Source organism: Neisseria sp. HMSC073G10, from assembly GCF_001812605.1.
In the GTDB taxonomy this organism is placed as follows: domain Bacteria; phylum Pseudomonadota; class Gammaproteobacteria; order Burkholderiales; family Neisseriaceae; genus Neisseria; species Neisseria subflava_A.
Genome location: NZ_KV809488.1, coordinates 42,617 through 59,883, shown reverse-complemented (window position 1 = coordinate 59,883; position 17,267 = coordinate 42,617). Strand labels below are relative to the sequence as shown.

The 17,267-nt window shown below is 52.0% G+C and carries 12 protein-coding genes; 4 read left to right on the top strand and 8 right to left on the bottom strand.

Translation table 11 applies throughout. The annotated features are described in order from the left end of the window. Positions 1-43: 43 nt before the first annotated feature. The 4 genes from HMPREF2865_RS00885 to ribBA form a co-directional block, all read right to left on the bottom strand. Entirely contained in the window at positions 44-1,537 is a 1,494-nt protein-coding gene (locus HMPREF2865_RS00885) for a surface lipoprotein assembly modifier (RefSeq protein ID WP_070461456.1), read from the bottom strand. 220 nt (positions 1,538-1,757) lie between these two features. Further along, complete coding sequence (locus HMPREF2865_RS00880) at positions 1,758-2,714, bottom strand: Slam-dependent surface lipoprotein (protein ID WP_070461457.1); 957 nt, start codon at positions 2,712-2,714, stop codon at positions 1,758-1,760. 152 nt (positions 2,715-2,866) lie between these two features. Further along, positions 2,867-6,487: a TonB-dependent receptor TdfG gene (gene tdfG, locus HMPREF2865_RS00875; protein ID WP_070461458.1), complete on the bottom strand. Its 3,621-nt coding sequence runs from the start codon at positions 6,485-6,487 to the stop codon at positions 2,867-2,869. A gap of 254 nt (positions 6,488-6,741) precedes the next feature. Further along, positions 6,742-8,085, bottom strand: coding sequence for a bifunctional 3,4-dihydroxy-2-butanone-4-phosphate synthase/GTP cyclohydrolase II (ribBA, locus tag HMPREF2865_RS00870; RefSeq protein ID WP_193388907.1), 1,344 nt, complete (start codon positions 8,083-8,085; stop codon positions 6,742-6,744). Positions 8,086-8,280: 195 nt separating this feature from the next. Here ribBA and HMPREF2865_RS00865 point away from each other — a divergent pair, with 195 nt between their 5' ends. Beyond that, entirely contained in the window at positions 8,281-8,883 is a 603-nt protein-coding gene (locus HMPREF2865_RS00865) for a DUF4230 domain-containing protein (protein ID WP_070644984.1), read from the top strand. 65 nt (positions 8,884-8,948) lie between these two features. Here the strand turns inward: HMPREF2865_RS00865 and HMPREF2865_RS00860 are convergent, their stop codons facing one another. After that, entirely contained in the window at positions 8,949-10,196 is a 1,248-nt protein-coding gene (locus HMPREF2865_RS00860; protein ID WP_070644982.1) for an N-acetylmuramoyl-L-alanine amidase, read from the bottom strand. Further along, positions 10,184-10,654, bottom strand: coding sequence for a tRNA (adenosine(37)-N6)-threonylcarbamoyltransferase complex ATPase subunit type 1 TsaE (gene tsaE / locus HMPREF2865_RS00855; protein WP_063076419.1), 471 nt, complete (start codon positions 10,652-10,654; stop codon positions 10,184-10,186). The genes HMPREF2865_RS00860 and tsaE overlap by 13 nt, the downstream gene beginning before the upstream one ends. Before the next feature lie 171 nt (positions 10,655-10,825). Here tsaE and pheA point away from each other — a divergent pair, with 171 nt between their 5' ends. From pheA to prfH, 3 genes are all read left to right on the top strand, one after another. Continuing rightward, positions 10,826-11,914, top strand: coding sequence for a prephenate dehydratase (gene pheA / locus HMPREF2865_RS00850; RefSeq protein ID WP_070644980.1), 1,089 nt, complete (start codon positions 10,826-10,828; stop codon positions 11,912-11,914). A gap of 396 nt (positions 11,915-12,310) precedes the next feature. Further along, positions 12,311-13,444, top strand: a complete 1,134-nt coding sequence (locus HMPREF2865_RS00840; protein ID WP_070644976.1) for an RNA ligase RtcB family protein — start codon at positions 12,311-12,313, stop codon at positions 13,442-13,444. 2 nt (positions 13,445-13,446) lie between these two features. Further along, positions 13,447-14,085, top strand: coding sequence for a peptide chain release factor H (prfH, locus tag HMPREF2865_RS00835; protein ID WP_083309534.1), 639 nt, complete (start codon positions 13,447-13,449; stop codon positions 14,083-14,085). An 83-nt stretch (positions 14,086-14,168) separates the two neighbouring features. On the opposite strand, the gene HMPREF2865_RS00830 is transcribed toward prfH, so the two are convergent. Then, entirely contained in the window at positions 14,169-15,398 is a 1,230-nt protein-coding gene (locus tag HMPREF2865_RS00830) for an HlyD family type I secretion periplasmic adaptor subunit (protein ID WP_070644974.1), read from the bottom strand. Positions 15,399-15,486: 88 nt separating this feature from the next. After that, positions 15,487-17,267, bottom strand: a 1,781-nt coding sequence (locus HMPREF2865_RS00825) for a type I secretion system permease/ATPase (protein ID WP_070644972.1), incomplete at its 5' end; no start/stop codon positions are given.

Genomic DNA, 17,267 nt, shown 5'->3' with positions numbered 1-17,267 from the left:
TATGGTTGTATCGCTGTTTTAGGGTATTGCTAAATGACTCAATTTAAAATCGGTATTTAAAATTTAGTAGCCATTCATTCTGACGGTAGCGGTAATGTGCTGTATTGCTATGGGAGATTGAGCGTCTAAAACGAAATTCAGGATACACACCTTTAAGGTTCCACTGCGGAAAGCCTACAGCGGCTATCATGATGTATTGATTGTCGCGCCGCCGTCTGTTGTCGCTGACAAAACTTGCAGCGTCATAAAGACTGCGGCGATGGAGCAGAATGGCGTTGAGATAAGTACCGCTTGAAAAAAAACTATATGCGCCCAGCCGTGTTGCATATTCCTTGCTGGAAGAAGATTTTTCGGGATAGGCTTTGCGTGTTGCATCAAAATTGGCGAACAGACCGCTTTGGGGTGTGAGAGAAAATTCTGCCCCTACGCCCAGTTCGTATTGCTTATAGTCGGCAAAATAATCTTTGTTTTGCCCACTGTATCCGGTCTTTTTTGCTCCGGCATGTGAGTTAATGCGCCAGCGAGGGGAGAGTGTGCGTGACCAGTCAACATCCGCGCCCCATGCGCGGTAGTGGGTGTGGCGGTTGCGGAAGTCGTATTCGAAATAGGGCAGCAGGGAAAAGGAGGAGCGTGCGTCGGCATAGGCGTATCCCGCGTACAGCGAACCGTTGTGATAGCCGTAATCCGGCATGGCCGCCGAATCTTTGTCTTTTTCCGTGTAGCGGTTGCCGTACAGCACACTGCGCACCTGTACACCGTGATGCCCTTTGAGCGGGACGGTTTTTTCGGCGGTCGCGCTATAGGATAAGAAGGTCGAATCCGTTGGCGCAGGCAGGGTGCGCTCCATCAGGCACATGCCCGCGATTTCCCACACGCATTGGTTGATGCCGTTGCCTTGGTTTACATTGCTGTTGTAGCCGTAGCCTAGACCGATTTGGCCGTGCCAGCGGCGGCGTTTGCCCAGTTCGGACAGGTAGTTTTCCACGATGGGGCGGGTTTCAGCAGGAATATCTGTTTTCAGAACTTTTTCAAATGCGGCGGCGGACTCTTTGTTTTGGTTGTCTTCGGCATAAAACCGCCCCGCTTCGAGCAGCAGGCGGGGGTTGTCGGGTTCGGCTTCCAAGGCCGTCTGAAAACTGTTCTCCGCCGCGCGAGAATCCCCTTCGGCCCGTTTTTGCAGTGCATCGGCCAAATAAATCAGCGCAGGTTTGTGCTGCGGCAGTTTGGCGTAGCGGGCGGCAAACTGTCGCACCTTGTACCACTGCCGCGCGTTGAGGGCGTGGTAAATCGCACTTTCCAGTTCTTCCGCCGTATCGCCGACTTGGTAGATTTCACCATCTATCGAAATATAGCCGTCGTTTTCTTCCACTTTCTCGCGGGCCTGTTCCGTGTCCAGCCAGTCACTTTCTCGATATTGCTGCGTTTGGCGGCTGCCCTCGTCCAGCAGGCGGCGGCGTTCGTCTGCGGCATCGTCGGACGGGGCGGCAAAGCAGACCGTACAGAGCGGCAGGAAAAGCAGGCAGAGGCGGTGGGTCATGTGATGGGGTCCTTTGGGGCGGGGAGGCCGTCTGAAAGAAGTAAAAAACAGAAATTCCGCAAGGCAATACAGGTTTGTACGGCACTTCGGAAACAGGTCAGCCGCAGTATATTTATGCCTACTGCGGCTGCGGTTAAAAAACGGCGGTTTTCCTGATTGCGGGAACGTACGGCCAAACGCCGAAAACACCGGCATTCCCTAATCGCGTAAGCGGACAAGGTTATTTTTTCGCGCCGCCGAAGGCTACGTCGTCGCCTTTGTTGTTGTCAGTTCCGCGTTTGGCATAGCCTGCCATGGCTGCCGCGCCATTGCCGTAGAATTGTCCGGTAATGCCTTCGTTATTGCGGCCTGGGATGCTGTTGAATGTACCTTTTGAATTGGTAATTTCAACACCGTTAAAGCTCAAATCCCTATCGCCCGCGCGTTTCAGTGCGCCGCTCATAGAACCTTTGTCGCCCGTACCGAATGTGGCTTTGATTTCACCGGTATAGAAATCGTTTTTGCCCGGCGTGTGCTTGTTGATACCGACAACGTTATAGGTAGCCGCAGCCAAGTTTCTGGTGTTTTTGGTCGGATTCTCACCCACGAACCAAACCGTACGGTTGCCGTCGTTCATATTCAAATCCGTGCTGTTGGCGATCTGATTGCTGTTGCCTTTGCGCGGTGCCCATTCGCCGAAGAAGACGTTGGTTGCCGCAGTCGGCACTTTGGCAAAGGTCATGCCGCCGAATTTCGGTGCAATCGGTAACTTTGGGTCGGCCATTTGGCGTACGCTGAACACTTCGGTGTTGTTGGCACGTTTTTCATACCACACTTGGGCGAGTTTGGTTTTCGAGAACCAGCCCGCAATCGGGTTGATGTCGCCGGGTTGCAGGTATTTCGGATTGGCCGTGCCATTTGCATTGGCGTTCTGATTGCCGCCGTTGATGGGCGTATTGCCGTATTTGTTGCGGATGCGCTGCGCGGGTCCGGCTTCGAGGTTGATGGAATTCGAATAACGGTTGTTTCCATCGCTGTCTATACTGATACCGGCACGGTTTGCACCAAACGGCAGCGCATCCGATTTTTGAGTTTTCACACGGTTTGTACTTGATTCTCCATATATATTCTCTACAGCCAAGGCAGAACCAAAAGCACCCATCAAAAGGGCGGCTAAGACGGTTTGACGCACATTCATGTTGAGACTCCTAAGAAATTGAAAAAAGCCTGCTTATCTTTGAAATATAGATGGCGGCAGAAAGCAGAAAAAAGACCGTCATATAAAAATAATATTGATAATCAATATTATATATACTAATTTGTTTTTGACAATAGGTCTGATTGAAAATTTTAGAATTTCGCTTTTAGGCCGAAGGTAACCGTCCTACCTGGGCCGGGAACGGGGGTGCTGGACATCGGGTCTAGATAATAGCGGTTGGCGAGGTTAGTAACGCCGAAATTCAAGTCTATATGTTTCCCTATGCGGTAGCGGGCATAGGCATCTAAAAGGGTGGCGGCATGCCAGCCGTAGGGTTTGCCGTTGCGCTCATACACCTGCCCCGCGCCGTCGGCAATCAGCTTGTCGTAGTTTTTCCGCTCCGCCTTGCTGTGATGGATGGCGCGCATGCCCAATTCCAGTTTTTTGTTGAAGAAGCGCGTGCCGACATCAAGGGAAAGCGAATATTTCGGCTGCAGGGACTGGAAGAAGCGGCTGAGGCCGAAGCCGCCTTCCAGGCATTCGGGTACGCGTTGCAGGTAATAGTCGAATTTGAAGGCGATTTGTTTGTCGCAAACCGCGTGTTTCAAGCGGTAAGTACCGCCGAAGGAGGCGAAGAAGCGGCCGCTGTCGAGGCGGCTTTGCAGCTCCACCCCCTTGCTGACTGCCCTGTCGTATTGGATCATGCCGCCGTCCATATTGGATGTGTCGATTTGGTTTTTGATTTTATTGCTGTAGTAGGTGAGGCGGAGGTCGCCTTGGCGCAGCTTGGTGAAATGCGGGGCGAAATTGAAATTGTAGCCGACTTCCCAGTTGGTGCTTTTTTCGGGTTTTAGGTCGTATTCGGCAACAACTTCCCTGCGGAGTAGGGCGTTGCTGCTGACTCCGGTCAATTCATACAGGCTGGGGAAGCGGCTCATGCGGGCATAACGGGCAAAGAGGCGGTGGTTGTCGGCAAGATCGTAGCTGACCGCCAGCATGGGCGACCAGGAATGCGCGCGTTGCTCCTGCGGTATGCGCCAGCGGTCGGCTTCGCCGAATTGATGCCTGACCCAAGCAAGGTTGTGTGGATGAGCTAACCGGTCTCTAGCAAAATCATTATCGTCTTCCGGTGGTGTCTGATTTGTATTGGCCAGTGCTTGCGATTCGGTAATCTGTCCGGGAGCAATATGTAAATTCGCCCCCGGAATATAGCGGCGGTGGCTGCCGCCCTTGCCTTGCGGATTATTTACCATTTCGCGGTATTTCTCGGGAGCAAGCTGTACTTTGCTGTTGTCGAATTTTCCCGAAACAATTGGGATAATCTGTTTGCGGCGTAGGACATATAGCACATCGGTATTTTTATCGCCATGTGTATATTCAACAAGCTGTCCATTTGGTTTGGCATACAAGCGTGTTTCCTGATCAACGAGAGTATCATGCGGATCAAAATCGTAACCGTTTTTTTCCTTAAAACGGCGGTTAAGGTCTTGATATTCTGCAACCTGTCCTCCGATTCTATCAGGGTTATAAAGCTGCAACATTCGCTTTTGGTTGGCAATATCTTCTTCATCCGCCAATTCAAAATACGGCATCATCAGGCCGGTAACATAGCTGTCCGAACCCAGGCCATACTGATACCAGGGGTTGCGTGCGGCACGCTGCCGCGCCAGTTCGATATTGCGTCCTTTAAAGTTCTGATAGCGCACGCCCGCCTGTATGTTCAGGCGGGAAGTCGGTTTCCAGTCGAAGACCAGGTTCGCGCCCCATTCGCGCTTTTTCGCCGACTGCGGGCCGCCCAAGGCCGCCATGCGAGTCAGTACGCCGAAAGTATTCATCAAATCATTGCTGTCGGCGGTATCGGTGCGTTCTTCCAGTGTTTCGCGCTGGTAGTCGGCGGCGAGGGTGAGGCTGAGTTTGTCGGAAAGGCGGAAGCGGTTGCTGAGGTTGAAGCCGTTGCGGACGACGTCGGTACGCTGCCGCGCACCGGGAACGATGATACGGTCGGGATGTTCGATGTAGTAGCGTTCCTGATTCAGCTTTTGCTTCAGTTCGGCCAGGTTCATCAGCCTGCCCAGATGGTTGGTCTGGTCGGTCATCACATTTTTATCGGCGGGCGTGATGGCGTAGTAGCCGCCCGTATGCCCCATCCAGCGGTCAGTAATCGCACGGTTGTTTTCATCGTATTCTGCCAGCTTGCGGGCGATTTTGTCGGGCGTGTCTTCTATCATGCGCAGCACTTCTTCATGGGTTCGCGCCGAACCGTAGGTGTTCGACGTCATCGCGCTTTCGCAGCTTTCCCCCCGCAGGTTAGGTGAGGGCTGTTTGCGTATGTTGCACCAATACCAAAGGTCGTACTCATAGTCGGGCGTAATGACGCCGACGACGGGGCCGCCGCTCTGATGGCGGTTGCTGTCGGTCTTCACCCGCCACATATCGGCCTGAAAATCTATCCATTTGTTGTTTTGCGGCTTCCATTCGTAGCCGATTTTGTAGGTTTTGCTGTCGATTTTCGTCCCTATGCCCGGTGCCTGCTGCGCAGGTTCGTCTAGGGATTGTTCGGCGAAACCGAGTATCCATGCCGTTATCAGGGGGTTGATTTCGCCGAAGCCGATTTTGTTGTCCATATATTGCAGGCTGATTTTTTGGTTGCCCGGCAGATACCAGTTGTTTTTCAGCAGCAGGGTTTTGGTGTCGGTGTGGCTGTTCATGATTTCTTCGCCCGGCCTGAACAGGACGGCCATATTCGGCACCAGGCTGGCGGAAGATTTGCAGAGTATGTCTTTTTCCCGTGGCGATTTGTCGGGATACTGGTCGTAACAGGCATCTGCACCGTAAATGGGGTTGTTGAGGTAGCTCTGATAACCGCGTTTGCCCGCGTAGTAGTTGCCTTTTTGGCGGTGGCTGTATGCGGCAAGGCCGTCTGTAATGTCGGTTTTGAAGGCGGCGGACAACATCAGCTGCCTGTCGTCTTTGAAGTTGGTGTGGCTTTTGCCGCCCGCATACTTGGTACCCGCGATGCCTTCGTCCAACAACAGGGCGGTGGGGGAAGGTTTGCCGGTATAGCCGGTCAATACATCGGGCATACCCGATACCCCGTCCGCCGTCGCGCCTATGGGCGAGAGAGTGCGGTAGTCGCGGCCTAAGAATTGGCGCAGGTCGTTTTTCTGCGCCACGGTGTTGCCGGAAAACTCGGTTTTGACTTCGATTCCCCAGTTTCTCCCTTCGGGGATGATGTCGGAAGGTTCGATGGTGCGGATAGACATCGCGCCGCCGACGCCCGATTTCACGCCGCGCGTGAGGGCCGGGCTTTTTTCCACCGCGATGCTGCGGAACAGGGCGGGGTCGAGGTAGTTGCGGTCGCCCACGCCGTAGTTGTTGAGCCAGACATCGACCGTCTGCTCCGTACCGTCCAGCGTTACGGGGATACGGCCTTTGCCGGTGATGCCGCGTATGTTGGGCGTAATCGCGCCGCCGGCGGTGCGGGTGTTCATGTTGTACACGCCGTTTAGGCCTTTGAGCACGTCGCCGGCGGATTGGACGCGGTAGCGTTCGAGGTATTCTTTGCCGACATAGGCGTTGGAGACGTTTTTGTAATACACGTCGTCCGCGCCTTTTTGGTCGTTGGTACGTTTGCCACTGACAACAACGGTATCCAATTCCTGGTATTGTTCTGGTCGAGCTGAGGTTTCGATGGTATTGGCAACGGTTAATGTACTGAACGCGCTGGCAAGGCTGAGAATGATTATTTTGGGTTTGGGAGTAAAAGCAGACATAGTTTCTCTTTGTTAAGAACTTAATATAATAGGTTAAAATACTCTTTTATATAAAAAATATAAAATTTTTAAATATTATTAATATTTATATCATAATTGATTATTCTTATCATTATTGAAATAATTTAATAAATAGTCGTTTTTATCATAATTTTATTTGGATAATATTCAGATAAATAGAGAGATGAAAAGGCCGTCTGAAAATTTTCAGACGGCCTTTTATTTCATTTGCTTTGAGAATCAATCAAGCAAGATTATTTCTCAGCTTCTTCAAAACCGACGACTTCGAGGCCGAAGCCGGTGAGGCCGGTGAAGGATGAAGGCTGGCCGAGGACGCGCAGTTTTTTGACGTTGAGGCCAGCGAGAATTTGTGCGCCTATGCCGTAGCTTTTGCTGTCCCATTTGTAGGCTTGGTTTGCGCCTTTGGGCAGGGTGCGGTCGAGCAGGGTGGCGCCGTCTTCGGTACGGTGCAGGAGGATGACTACGCCGCTTTCGGCTTGTTGGATGCGCTCAAGGGCTTTGGGCAGCGACCATGAGTGGCGCGGGTTGGCTTGGATGAAGTCCATGACGCTGAAGGGTTCGTGGACGCGGACGAGGGTTTCTTCTTCGGCGGAGGGTGTGCCTTTGACGAGGGCAAGGTGGGTTTCGCCGGAGAGTTTGTCGACGTAAACGTGTTGTTGGAACTCGCCCCACGGGGTTTGTACGGGTGCGTTGCCCATGTCTTCAAGCAGGCTTTCGGTACGGCTGCGGTATTCGATGAGGTCGGTAATGGTGCCGATTTTGAGATTGTGTTCTTCAGCGAACTTCATCAGTTCGGGCATACGCGCCATGGTGCCGTCGTCGTTGATGATTTCGCAGATGACGGCGGCGGGAATCAGGCCGTTCATTTGTGCCAGATCGACGCCGGCTTCGGTGTGTCCGGCGCGGACGAGTACGCCGCCTTTTTGGGCGCGCAGTGGGAAGATATGGCCGGGTTGGACGATGTCTTCGGGTTTGGCGGATGGGGAAACGGCGGTTTGAATGGTCAGGGCACGGTCGGCGGCGGAAATGCCGGTGGTAATGCCGTGGGCGGCTTCGATGGAGACGGTAAAGTTGGTGCCGTATTGCGCGCCGTTTTTCTGGGTCATCATGGGCAGGCCGAGTTTTTCGACCATTTCGCCGTCCATCGGCAGGCAGACCAGGCCGCGTGCGTTTTTGATCATGAAGTTGATGGCTTCGGGGGTAACGAATTGGGCGGCCATCAGCAAGTCGCCTTCGTTTTCGCGGTCTTCGGCATCGGTGATGATGACCATTTTGCCGGCTTTGATGTCTGCTAGGATTTCGGGGATGGTGGAGATGTGGGACATGGTATTTCTTTCTTGGCTGATGGTGGGGGCGTGGCGGTCTTGATGGTCTTGATCCAGCCACATGTCGGGCATATTGGCTGCCTGCTCGATTTTTCGGGCTTTTTTCTCGCCGAAAGATTTGTTTTTCAGCAGGGCGGACAGCTCGCCTTGGTTGATGGCGATGGCTTGGGCAAACTTGGTTTGCTGGCCGTTGTGGTGTTGTGTTATCCATTGCCGTAGATTGTGGCGGCGCAGGTCGGTGGTATTCATGATGAGATGAAATTGAATTGTGTGTAATGGATTGTAGTCTTGTCTTTACCAAAAGGCAAACTTTGTTTGTGGGGATTTTTTATTACTTTTTGGTAATGAAATTTATTGTTTCAGACGGCCTGGGTATGGCTTGAAATTGACGGTTTTGGGAGAATATGGGGAATGTTTTGATGATTATTTTAACGGGGGATATTTGAAATGAAAATGTTTGGGCGCGGATTGACCGTGCTGGTGTTGTGTGCACTGACGGCTGCGGGCGGCTGGTTTTATGCCCTGCATGGTCAGAACGAAGAACATCAGGTTTTGTCCCGTGAGGGGGTTTTGATGCAGATTAAGCAGATGAACCGCTTGGAAAGTACGGCATTTTATATCGATACGATTATCCGTACGGAGAAAAAAGGGGATTGGCGCAGGCTTTGGCAGGATTCGCAAAGCGGTATTTTTATTGTGCGCGGTAAGGTGTTGGCCGGTTTGGATTTGGACAAGTTAGGCGCGGGCAATGTCAATATTGTGGACGATAAAGTATTGATCAGCCTGCCGGCGGTGGAAATCTTGAGCGTGGATTTGGAAAATATCGAAGTGTACGATATTCAGACCGGCTCGTTTAATTTGCTGCCTATGGATAAGTCGGTATTCAAGACGGTGCAGGAAGAAGCGAAACGGCAGGTATTGCAAAGCGCGTGTAAGGCTGAGATTTTGGAACATGCCAACCGTCAGGCGCAAATGCAGTTGGAAAACCTGTTTGCATTGACGCAGACGAAGGTGTCCGTTTATCCGGCTGCGGTAGGGAAATGCGGTTAAATGGATTGCTTGAAAAGATAAGGCCGTCTGAAAAATTTTCAGACGGCCTTTGTTTCTTATAGCCATTAACCGCGTCGTAAAACGGCGGTATTGATGTATTTTTGAATACCGGTGGCAATGGCTTGGGCGCATTGTTGGCGGAAGGATTCGCTGCCGAGTAGCCGCTCTTCGGTAGGGTTGGAGAGGAAGGCGGTTTCCACCAAAATGGACGGAACATCCGGCGCGCGGAGGACAGCGAAGTTGGCTTCGTCAACGCGGCCTTTGTGTAATTGGTTGAGTTTGCCCAATTCGGTCAAGACGGAATGGCCGAGTTTGCGGCTGTCACGCAGGGTCGCGGTTTGGGTCATGTCCAAAATCGTGTTGTCGACATTGGGGTTGCCGCTGGTTTGTACGCCGCCGATGGCGTCGGCGTTGTTTTGGGTTTGGGCAAGGAATTTTGCCGCCGAGCTGGTCGCTCCTTTGGTATTGAGCATATATACGCCGGTACCGCGAGCGGACGGGCTGGTAAAGGCATCGGCGTGGATGGACACGAATACGTCGGCATTGCGTGCACGGCCTTTGGCAACGCGTACGCCCAATGGGATAAAGATGTCTTCGTTGCGCGTCATGAATACGTTGTAACCCAAGGCTTCGAGGCGTTTTTTGGTTTCGCGTGCAATGGAGAGTACAACGTTTTTTTCTTTGAGACCGCTCGGGCCGATTGCGCCGGGGTCTTCGCCACCGTGACCGGGGTCGATCATAATCACGGGACGGCGGTTGCCACCGCTGCCGCGATTGTTTTTAGGGGCAGGGGTGTCATATGCGATATTGGTATTTTGAAGTTGTTTGGGAACATTGCCGTTGAGCAAGGCCATCATCGGGTCGTTGGCATCTGCGCCGTGCGGATAGAGGTCGATAACCAAGCGGTTTCTGAAGTTGCCGACGGGGGCGAGCGCAAAGACTTGCGGATGGGTGCTTTGTTTGAGGTCGATGACGATACGCACGGTATTAGGCGTATTTTGACCGGCGCGAATGCTGCGGATAAAAGGGTCGTTAGACAGCACTTTGCTGGAAATGCCTTGCAGGACGCTGTTGATTTCCGCGCCTTGAATATCCACGACCAACCGGCTGGGGTTGTCCAACATAAAATGTTGGTATTTCATTGAGTGGTTGCTCTCAAGGGTAATGCGTGTGTAGGCATTCGCCGGCCAAATGCGGACGGCAAGGAATTGCGCAGGAGAGGCCGGTTTGGCCAATGCGGCACCAACGGGCGTGAGGGTGAGAAACAGTCCTGTGCCTTGACGGAGAATGTGTCTTCTAGTTAATTTGACCATGATTCTAAACTTTTTCGGCCTTGGTTTGTGTGGGCGGAAAAGGTGCAGGTTCTGCCCTTATCGGTGTACGTCAATGTAATGGTAATGTCTGCCGGAGGCGTGAATTCCCCACCTTGCTGCGGCCATTCGATGAGGCAGATGCTGTCGGGCGCAAACAATTCGTCCAAACCGGCATCTTCCCATTCCTCGGGCATGGTAAAGCGGTAGAGGTCGAAATGGTGGAGGGTGAATGTATCCAGCGGATAAGACTCGACAATGGTGTAAGTCGGGCTTTTGACTGCGCCCGTATGCCCCAGTCCGCGCAAAATCCCGCGTGTCAGCGTGGTTTTGCCTGCACCCAGTCCGCCTTCAAGATAGATGGTCAGCGGAGCGGAAAGCTGCTTGCTCCATTCTTCACCTAGTTTCAGGGTTGCTTCTTCATCGGGCAGAAAACGGGTGTACAGTCCGTTTGAGTGCATGGAATAGGCCTTGTCGTTCAAAAGGCTTAATTATGATGGAATTGGCGGCGTTTGCAAACCTGATAGACGATAAAGTTAGATAAAGATAGTGTTGAGGCCGTCTGAAAACGGAATTCAGACGGCCTTTAATGTTAAAATGAAAATATCCCTCACAAAATTGCGAGACAGCTTATGCCTTTATCCATAGACGAACAATTGTTGCCGCACCGCAATGCCATCGACAGCATCGATGCGGAAATCCTCCGTTTGCTCAATGAGCGCGCCGGTCATGCGCATGCTATCGGCGAATTGAAAGGGACAGGCGCGGTGTACCGTCCTGAACGGGAAGTGGCCGTTTTGCGCCGGATTCAGGATTTGAACCGCGGCCCTTTACCTGATGAATCAGTTACTCGGCTGTTTCGCGAGATTATGAGCGAATGTTTGGCGGTAGAGCGTCCGCTGACGATTGCTTATTTGGGTCCGAAGGGGACATTTACCCAGCAAGCTGCCATCAAACATTTCGGCCACGCTGCACACACCATGGCGTGTACCACCATCGACAATTGCTTCAAACAAGTTGAAACGCGCCAAGCCGATTATTTGGTGGCGCCGGTAGAAAACTCGACCGAAGGCTCGGTGGGGCGCACTTTGGATTTGTTAGCAGTAACCGCTTTAAAAGCCTGCGGCGAAGTGGTTGTCCGCATTCATCACAACCTGCTGCGTAAAGACAGCCACGAAATCGGCGGCATTACTAAAGTTTTCGCTCATGCCCAAGCCTTGGCGCAATGCAACGACTGGCTTGGCCGCAACCTGCCCAATGCGGAACGTATCGCCGTAGCCAGCAATGCCGAAGCAGCACGGTTGGTTGCCGAGTCTGACAGCCCGAATGTGGCCGCCGTTGCCGGACGTATCGCCGCGGAAATTTATCAGTTGAGCTTTGCCGCCGAGTGTATCGAAGACGAACCGAACAACACCACGCGCTTCTTGGTGATGGGCCATCAAGAAACCGGCCGCAGCGGCAACGATAAAACCTCTTTGGTCGTCTCCGCACCCAACCGTGCCGGTGCCGTTACTTCGTTGTTGCAACCTTTTACCGAATTAGGCATTTCCATGACCAAATTTGAAAGCCGCCCAAGCAAATCGGTTTTGTGGGAATACCTGTTCTTCATCGATATCGAAGGCCACCAAAGCGATGAAAATGTCCAAAAAGCCTTGCAGCTTTTGGGCGAACGCGCTTCCTTCGTGAAAGTTGTCGGCTCTTATCCGACCGTTGTTTTGTAAGGATTATTAGGCATCAAAGGCCGTCTGAAAAGTTTTCAGACGGCCTAAATTATGTTCTCAATAGTTGCCATTTATGCAACATTATTGGCAGATTGATGTCAGTAAGTTTGCATGATTGGAAATGAACACTCTATAATCCGAACGTTTTTAATATTTTCATGCAAAGAAAGGAGCAAGCCATGACATGCAATACTTCAATCCGCTCAATCACATTCTTTGCAGCCCAAGCGTCGGTCTGACTTTCGGATAACGCTTTCGCATTCCATGTCGCCCGCTTCGGGCTGCTTTCCCTACGATTATCGGCTAGAAACCAGGCCGTCTGAACATTTCGCAGACGGTGGATATTTATTGTCATCAGTTGCCGGTTTCTATCCGTTTTAAAGAAAGCATAAACACATGGGCAATTATCCCTATCATATTCAAATTATTGCCGATTCAAATACATGGATTGAAGGCAACGCTGTCGCACAGCTCGAAACCACCGCCCGATTACCGCATATGCTACGCGTTGCCGGAATGCCGGATTTACACGCAGGGCGCGGTTATCCGGTTGGTGCGGCATTTTTCAGCGACCGTCATTTTTATCCTGCCCTGATTGGGAACGACATCGGTTGCGGCATGGCGTTTTGGCAGACCGATTTACGCGCAGCCAAACTCAAACCGGCCAAACTCGCCAAACAGCTGGGCAATATCGATACGCCGTTGGATAAAGACGAACAGGTCGATTTATTAGACGACGCTGTCGATATACGCCAATTTTCAGACGGCCTTGCCGTAGGTACGATTGGCGGCGGCAACCATTTTGCCGAGTTGCAAACCGTTGATAACGTTTATTGCGCCGATTTGCTTCCGACAGATTTCGATGAAAACCATCTGCAACTGTTGGTGCATAGCGGTTCGCGCGGATTGGGCCAGCAGATTTTGCAACGCCATATTGCCGCCTTTGGGCATCAAGGTTTGGCGGAAGAGGGCGAAGCGGCGGCAGCCTATCTTGCCGAACACCAAGCAGCCCTTGAATTTGCCAGCCTTAACCGCCGTTTGATTGCGGCCAGAATGCTTGACCGTTGGCGTGCAGAAGGAACATGCCTGCTCGATGTCCACCATAATTTTTTGGAGCAAACCGAGATTGACGGCATAACCGGTTGGCTGCACCGAAAAGGCGCAACGCCCACTGATAAAGGCTTGGTCATGATACCCGGCTCGCGCGGCGATTACAGCTATCTGGTTCGACCTGCCGAAGACTGCCAAATTTCTTTGAATACCTTGGCTCACGGCGCAGGTCGGAAGTGGCAGCGCGGCGAATGCAAAGGCAGGCTGTCGCACAAATATACTGCCGACAGCCTGCGCCAGACCGAATTCGGAAGTGTGGTCGTTTGTCAGGATAAGGCCTTGATTTTTGAAGAAGCACCGCAGGCTTATAAAAGCATCGACAGCGTTATTGCCGCCATGAAAAATGCAGGTTTGATTGAATTGGTTGCGCGGTTTAAACCTGTTTTGACCTATAAAACCGGCGGCGAGTGTGGAGCGTAAAGATGAAACAGAATACACCATTGATTTATCTGCAAATTTCCACCGCGCAAGGGCCGGCAGAGTGCCGAATATTTGCCCGTTTCGTCTTGGGCAAGCTGCTTGCCGAAGCTCAAGCCAAAGGCATTGATGCCGAACTTGTTACCGAAACCGCCGATAAGTACGGTATTTTGTCGGCAACACTCAAATTGGAAGGGCAGAAAGCCGAAAGCTTGGTGCAAACTTGGCAGGGGACGCTCCAATGGATATGTCCTAGCCCTGTCCGTCCGAAACATCCGCGTAAAAATTGGTATATAGGCGTTTTTCGCTTGCCCGATATGCCGCAGATGTATGAAATGCCGTCTGAAAACGGAATCGAGTTTCAAACCTGCCGCTCAGGGGGCAAGGGTGGGCAACACGTCAATAAAACCGAAAGCGCCGTCCGCGCCACCCATAAAGAAAGCGGTATTTCCGTGCGGGTCGAGAGCGAACGCAGCCAGCATGCCAATAAGAAATTGGCGGTCATGTTATTGGCGCAAAAGTTGGCGGAGCATCATGCCGGACAAGCTGGAAATTTTGCGCAGGAGCAGCACGCGCAACTCTATCAAGTTGAGCGCGGCAATCCGAAAAGGACGTTTGTCGGAGCTATTTTTAAGGAGAAGTAATTTGCCTGTCGGATAAACAGGCATAGTGAAAACATAAACCAAAGGCCGTCTGAAAATATTCAGACGGCCTTTTATCGTTTTATCTAGCGTTCGCTCAACGCTTGTTTCATACGCGTGATTGGTTTGATCAGGTATTGGAAGATGGTTTTTTCACCGGTTTTGATGTCTACCGTTGCAACCATGCCCGGAATAATCGGCATCGGTTTGCCGTTTTTGTCTTTCAGGGAGTTGTTTTCGGTTTGGACAAGAACACGGTAATAGACTTGGTTCGGGTCAAGTTTCAGGTCGTTGGCACGGTTTTGCATGGAGTTGCTGACGGTATCGGCACCAACGAGGGTAACCTTGCCTTCCAAACCGCCGTAGATGGAGTAGTCGTATGCGCTGACTTTAACCAATGCAGGTTGGCCTGCGCGGATAAAGGCAATGTCTTGCGGACGGATATAGGCTTCGACCAGCAGTTTGTCGTCAACCGGGACGATTTGCATGATGTCTTCGCCTGCGTTCACAACGCCGCCGATGGTCGTGACTTTTATGCCTTTGACGATGCCGCGCATAGGTGCACGGATTTGCGAGCGTTCAACCGGGTCGGCACGCATGGCAACGTTTTCTTTGGATTGAGCCAGCTCGGATTCGGCTTGCAAGAGTTCGTTGTTGGCATCGGCTTTGTAGCGGTTGCGGCGTTCGGAGATTTGGGTGGCCAAGTCTGCGGAATCGCGGCGCATTCTTAAAAGTTCGACTTCGGAAACATAACCTTCGGAAACGAGAGGAGCAGTAATGGCAATTTCTCGATCAAGTGCAGCTTTACTTTGGGATAGGCCGTTGATGGCATCCACCATGACTTGGCGTCGTGCTTTGTAGGCGGCAATTTCGCGACGGCGAAGCTCAGGGCTCACGCTGTCTGGGAAGGAGAGCTTGGTTCCGTAGGCTTCAGCTTTAAGGCGGGCAATAGTGGCTTCGAGGTTTGCGACTTTGGCTTCGCTTTCGCGCAAAACGGCGGAGCTGCGTGTGTCGTCGAGTTTCATCAGAATCTGATCTTTCTCGACCATATCGCCTTCTTTAACCATGATTTCGGTTACGATGCCGGGATCCAGGCTTTGGATTACTTGCTCACGGCTGCTGGGAATGATATTGCCGTTGCCGCGAGTCACTTCTTCGACAGGGCTGTTGTATGCCCAGACGACGAAGACAACCAGGAAAAGGAAGAATAGGATGATGACCCAAAATTGGCCGCTGTGTTTTTCTTTTTGAAGGGCGGCATTGAGGTCGTTGATGAGGTGTAGGTCTTTGGATTTGACGTTGTTTTCGCGGCTCATAATCGTGTATCTTTATTGTGTTTGGTGGATTTTAACCATTAGGGCAGGCCGTCTGAAAGAGTAAGTAGGTTTCAGACGGCCTTTTGCTTTATTGTGCTGCCGATTGAGGGGCTGCGGCAGCCTGTTGCTGTTGTTGTTTGATGTTGGCTGCTTTGGCCTGTTCGTTTTGCATGAGTTTTTGCAATACCAGGTCGCGTGGGCCGTCCATCACGACTTTACCATTGTCCATCACAATGATGCGGTTGACGATTTGCAACACTTGCGGACGGTGGGTCACCAAAAGCATGGTGCGGTTGCGACCCCATTGGGCGATGGCATTGAGCGCCATACGCTCAGTGGCTTGGTCCAAGCTGGTGGTCGGCTCGTCCAGCAAGACGACTTTCGGGTTGCGCAAGGTCATACGTGCCAGAGCGATGATTTGTTTTTGACCGCCGGACAAGCCTAAGCCGTCTTCACCCAGAGGCATATCTAAACCACGCGGATGGTTGCGGATGATTTTGTCGAGGCCGAAGCGGTTGAGCGCAGTCAGTAAGTCTTGGTCGGTAGAGTAGCTACCGGTACGTGCCAAGTCCATGTTTTCACGCAATGTGCCGAGGAACAGGCGTGGCGATTGGCTCAACAGCAGGACTTGATCGCGCAGGAAGTTGGGGTCAAGCTGGCGCATATCGACGCCGTCAAGGGTAACGTTGCCTTTTTCAGTGTCGTACAGACCGCTGGCCAGTTTGAGCATGGTGCTTTTACCACTGCCGATACGGCCCAAAATACCGACTTTTTCGCCCGGTTTGATGGTCAGGCGCAAGTCTTCGACAGCGCTGTTGTTGTCGGCTTGATATTTGAACGATACGTTTTCAAAGGTAATGTTGCCTTGTACGTTGTCCAAAGTAATGTATTTGCGTTCCGGATTACGCTCGATAGGGCGGGTAACAATATCGTTTACGCCTTTGAGGGCAAGTTTGGCCTGTTGGAAGCGGGTGGCCAAACCGGCGATTTGTGCCAATGGAGCTAAAGCGCGGCCGGACAGAATCACGGAGGCAATCAATGCACCCATGGTGATGCGTTCCGCATGGTTGTCGGCATGAATCAGATAGGTACCGACGACGACCAAGAAGACGGTATTGAGCTGCTGCATGGCAACGGCAAAGTTGACCATGAAGTTGCTGGTGTCTTTGACTTTGATGGAAGAAGCGGAAGTTTTGGCGGTGTATTCGTCCCAACGTTGTTGCGCCCAAGATGTGGCGTTGTTGGTTTTCAGGGTTTCGATACCTTCGATGGCTTCAACAGCAAGACCGGAACGTTGCGAACCTTCTTTCATTGATTCGTTGATGTGGCGAGAGAGTGGGCGTTGTACGACAAAACCGACAATCACGACAATCGGAATGATGGTCAAGGGAACGAGTGCCAGTTTGCCGCCGACCATGGAAATCACGAAGATAAACAGCAACAGGAAAGGCAAGTCGACAATAGTCAACAAGCTGGCACTGGTCATGAACTCGCGCACGGCTTCAAATTCGCGCAGGTTGCTGGCGTATGAACCGGAAGATGCAGGACGGTCTGCCAAACGTAATGCCATCACGCGGCGGAACAGGGCGGAGCTGATGATCAGGTCGGCCTTTTTACCGGCAATATCGGTCAAATGACCGCGAATCATCTTGGCGGCAAATTCAAACAAAATCGCCAAGACCACGCCGATGCTCAATACCCACAAGGTTTCATAGGCTTGGTTGGGAATCACGCGGTCGTACACGTTCATCACATATAAAGAGCTGACGAGCGCAAGGAAGTTGATAATGATGGTGGCCAAGATGACTTGGTAGTAGTAGCTGCGGAAACGCCAAATGACTTTCCAAAACCATGCTTTGGGCAAATGGT

Bases quoted from the DNA above. Each gene is read 5' to 3' on its own strand.
- HMPREF2865_RS00885 (WP_070461456.1), bottom strand. From the start codon at position 1,537: ATGACCCACCGCCTCTGCCTGCTTTTCCTGCCGCTCTGTACGGTCTGC.
- HMPREF2865_RS00880 (WP_070461457.1), bottom strand. From the start codon at position 2,714: ATGAATGTGCGTCAAACCGTCTTAGCCGCCCTTTTGATGGGTGCTTTT.
- tdfG (WP_070461458.1), bottom strand. From the start codon at position 6,487: ATGTCTGCTTTTACTCCCAAACCCAAAATAATCATTCTCAGCCTTGCC.
- HMPREF2865_RS00865 (WP_070644984.1), top strand. From the start codon at position 8,281: ATGAAAATGTTTGGGCGCGGATTGACCGTGCTGGTGTTGTGTGCACTG.
- HMPREF2865_RS00860 (WP_070644982.1), bottom strand. From the start codon at position 10,196: ATGGTCAAATTAACTAGAAGACACATTCTCCGTCAAGGCACAGGACTG.
- tsaE (WP_063076419.1), bottom strand. From the start codon at position 10,654: ATGCACTCAAACGGACTGTACACCCGTTTTCTGCCCGATGAAGAAGCA.
- pheA (WP_070644980.1), top strand. From the start codon at position 10,826: ATGCCTTTATCCATAGACGAACAATTGTTGCCGCACCGCAATGCCATC.
- HMPREF2865_RS00840 (WP_070644976.1), top strand. From the start codon at position 12,311: ATGGGCAATTATCCCTATCATATTCAAATTATTGCCGATTCAAATACA.
- prfH (WP_083309534.1), top strand. From the start codon at position 13,447: ATGAAACAGAATACACCATTGATTTATCTGCAAATTTCCACCGCGCAA.
- HMPREF2865_RS00830 (WP_070644974.1), bottom strand. From the start codon at position 15,398: ATGAGCCGCGAAAACAACGTCAAATCCAAAGACCTACACCTCATCAAC.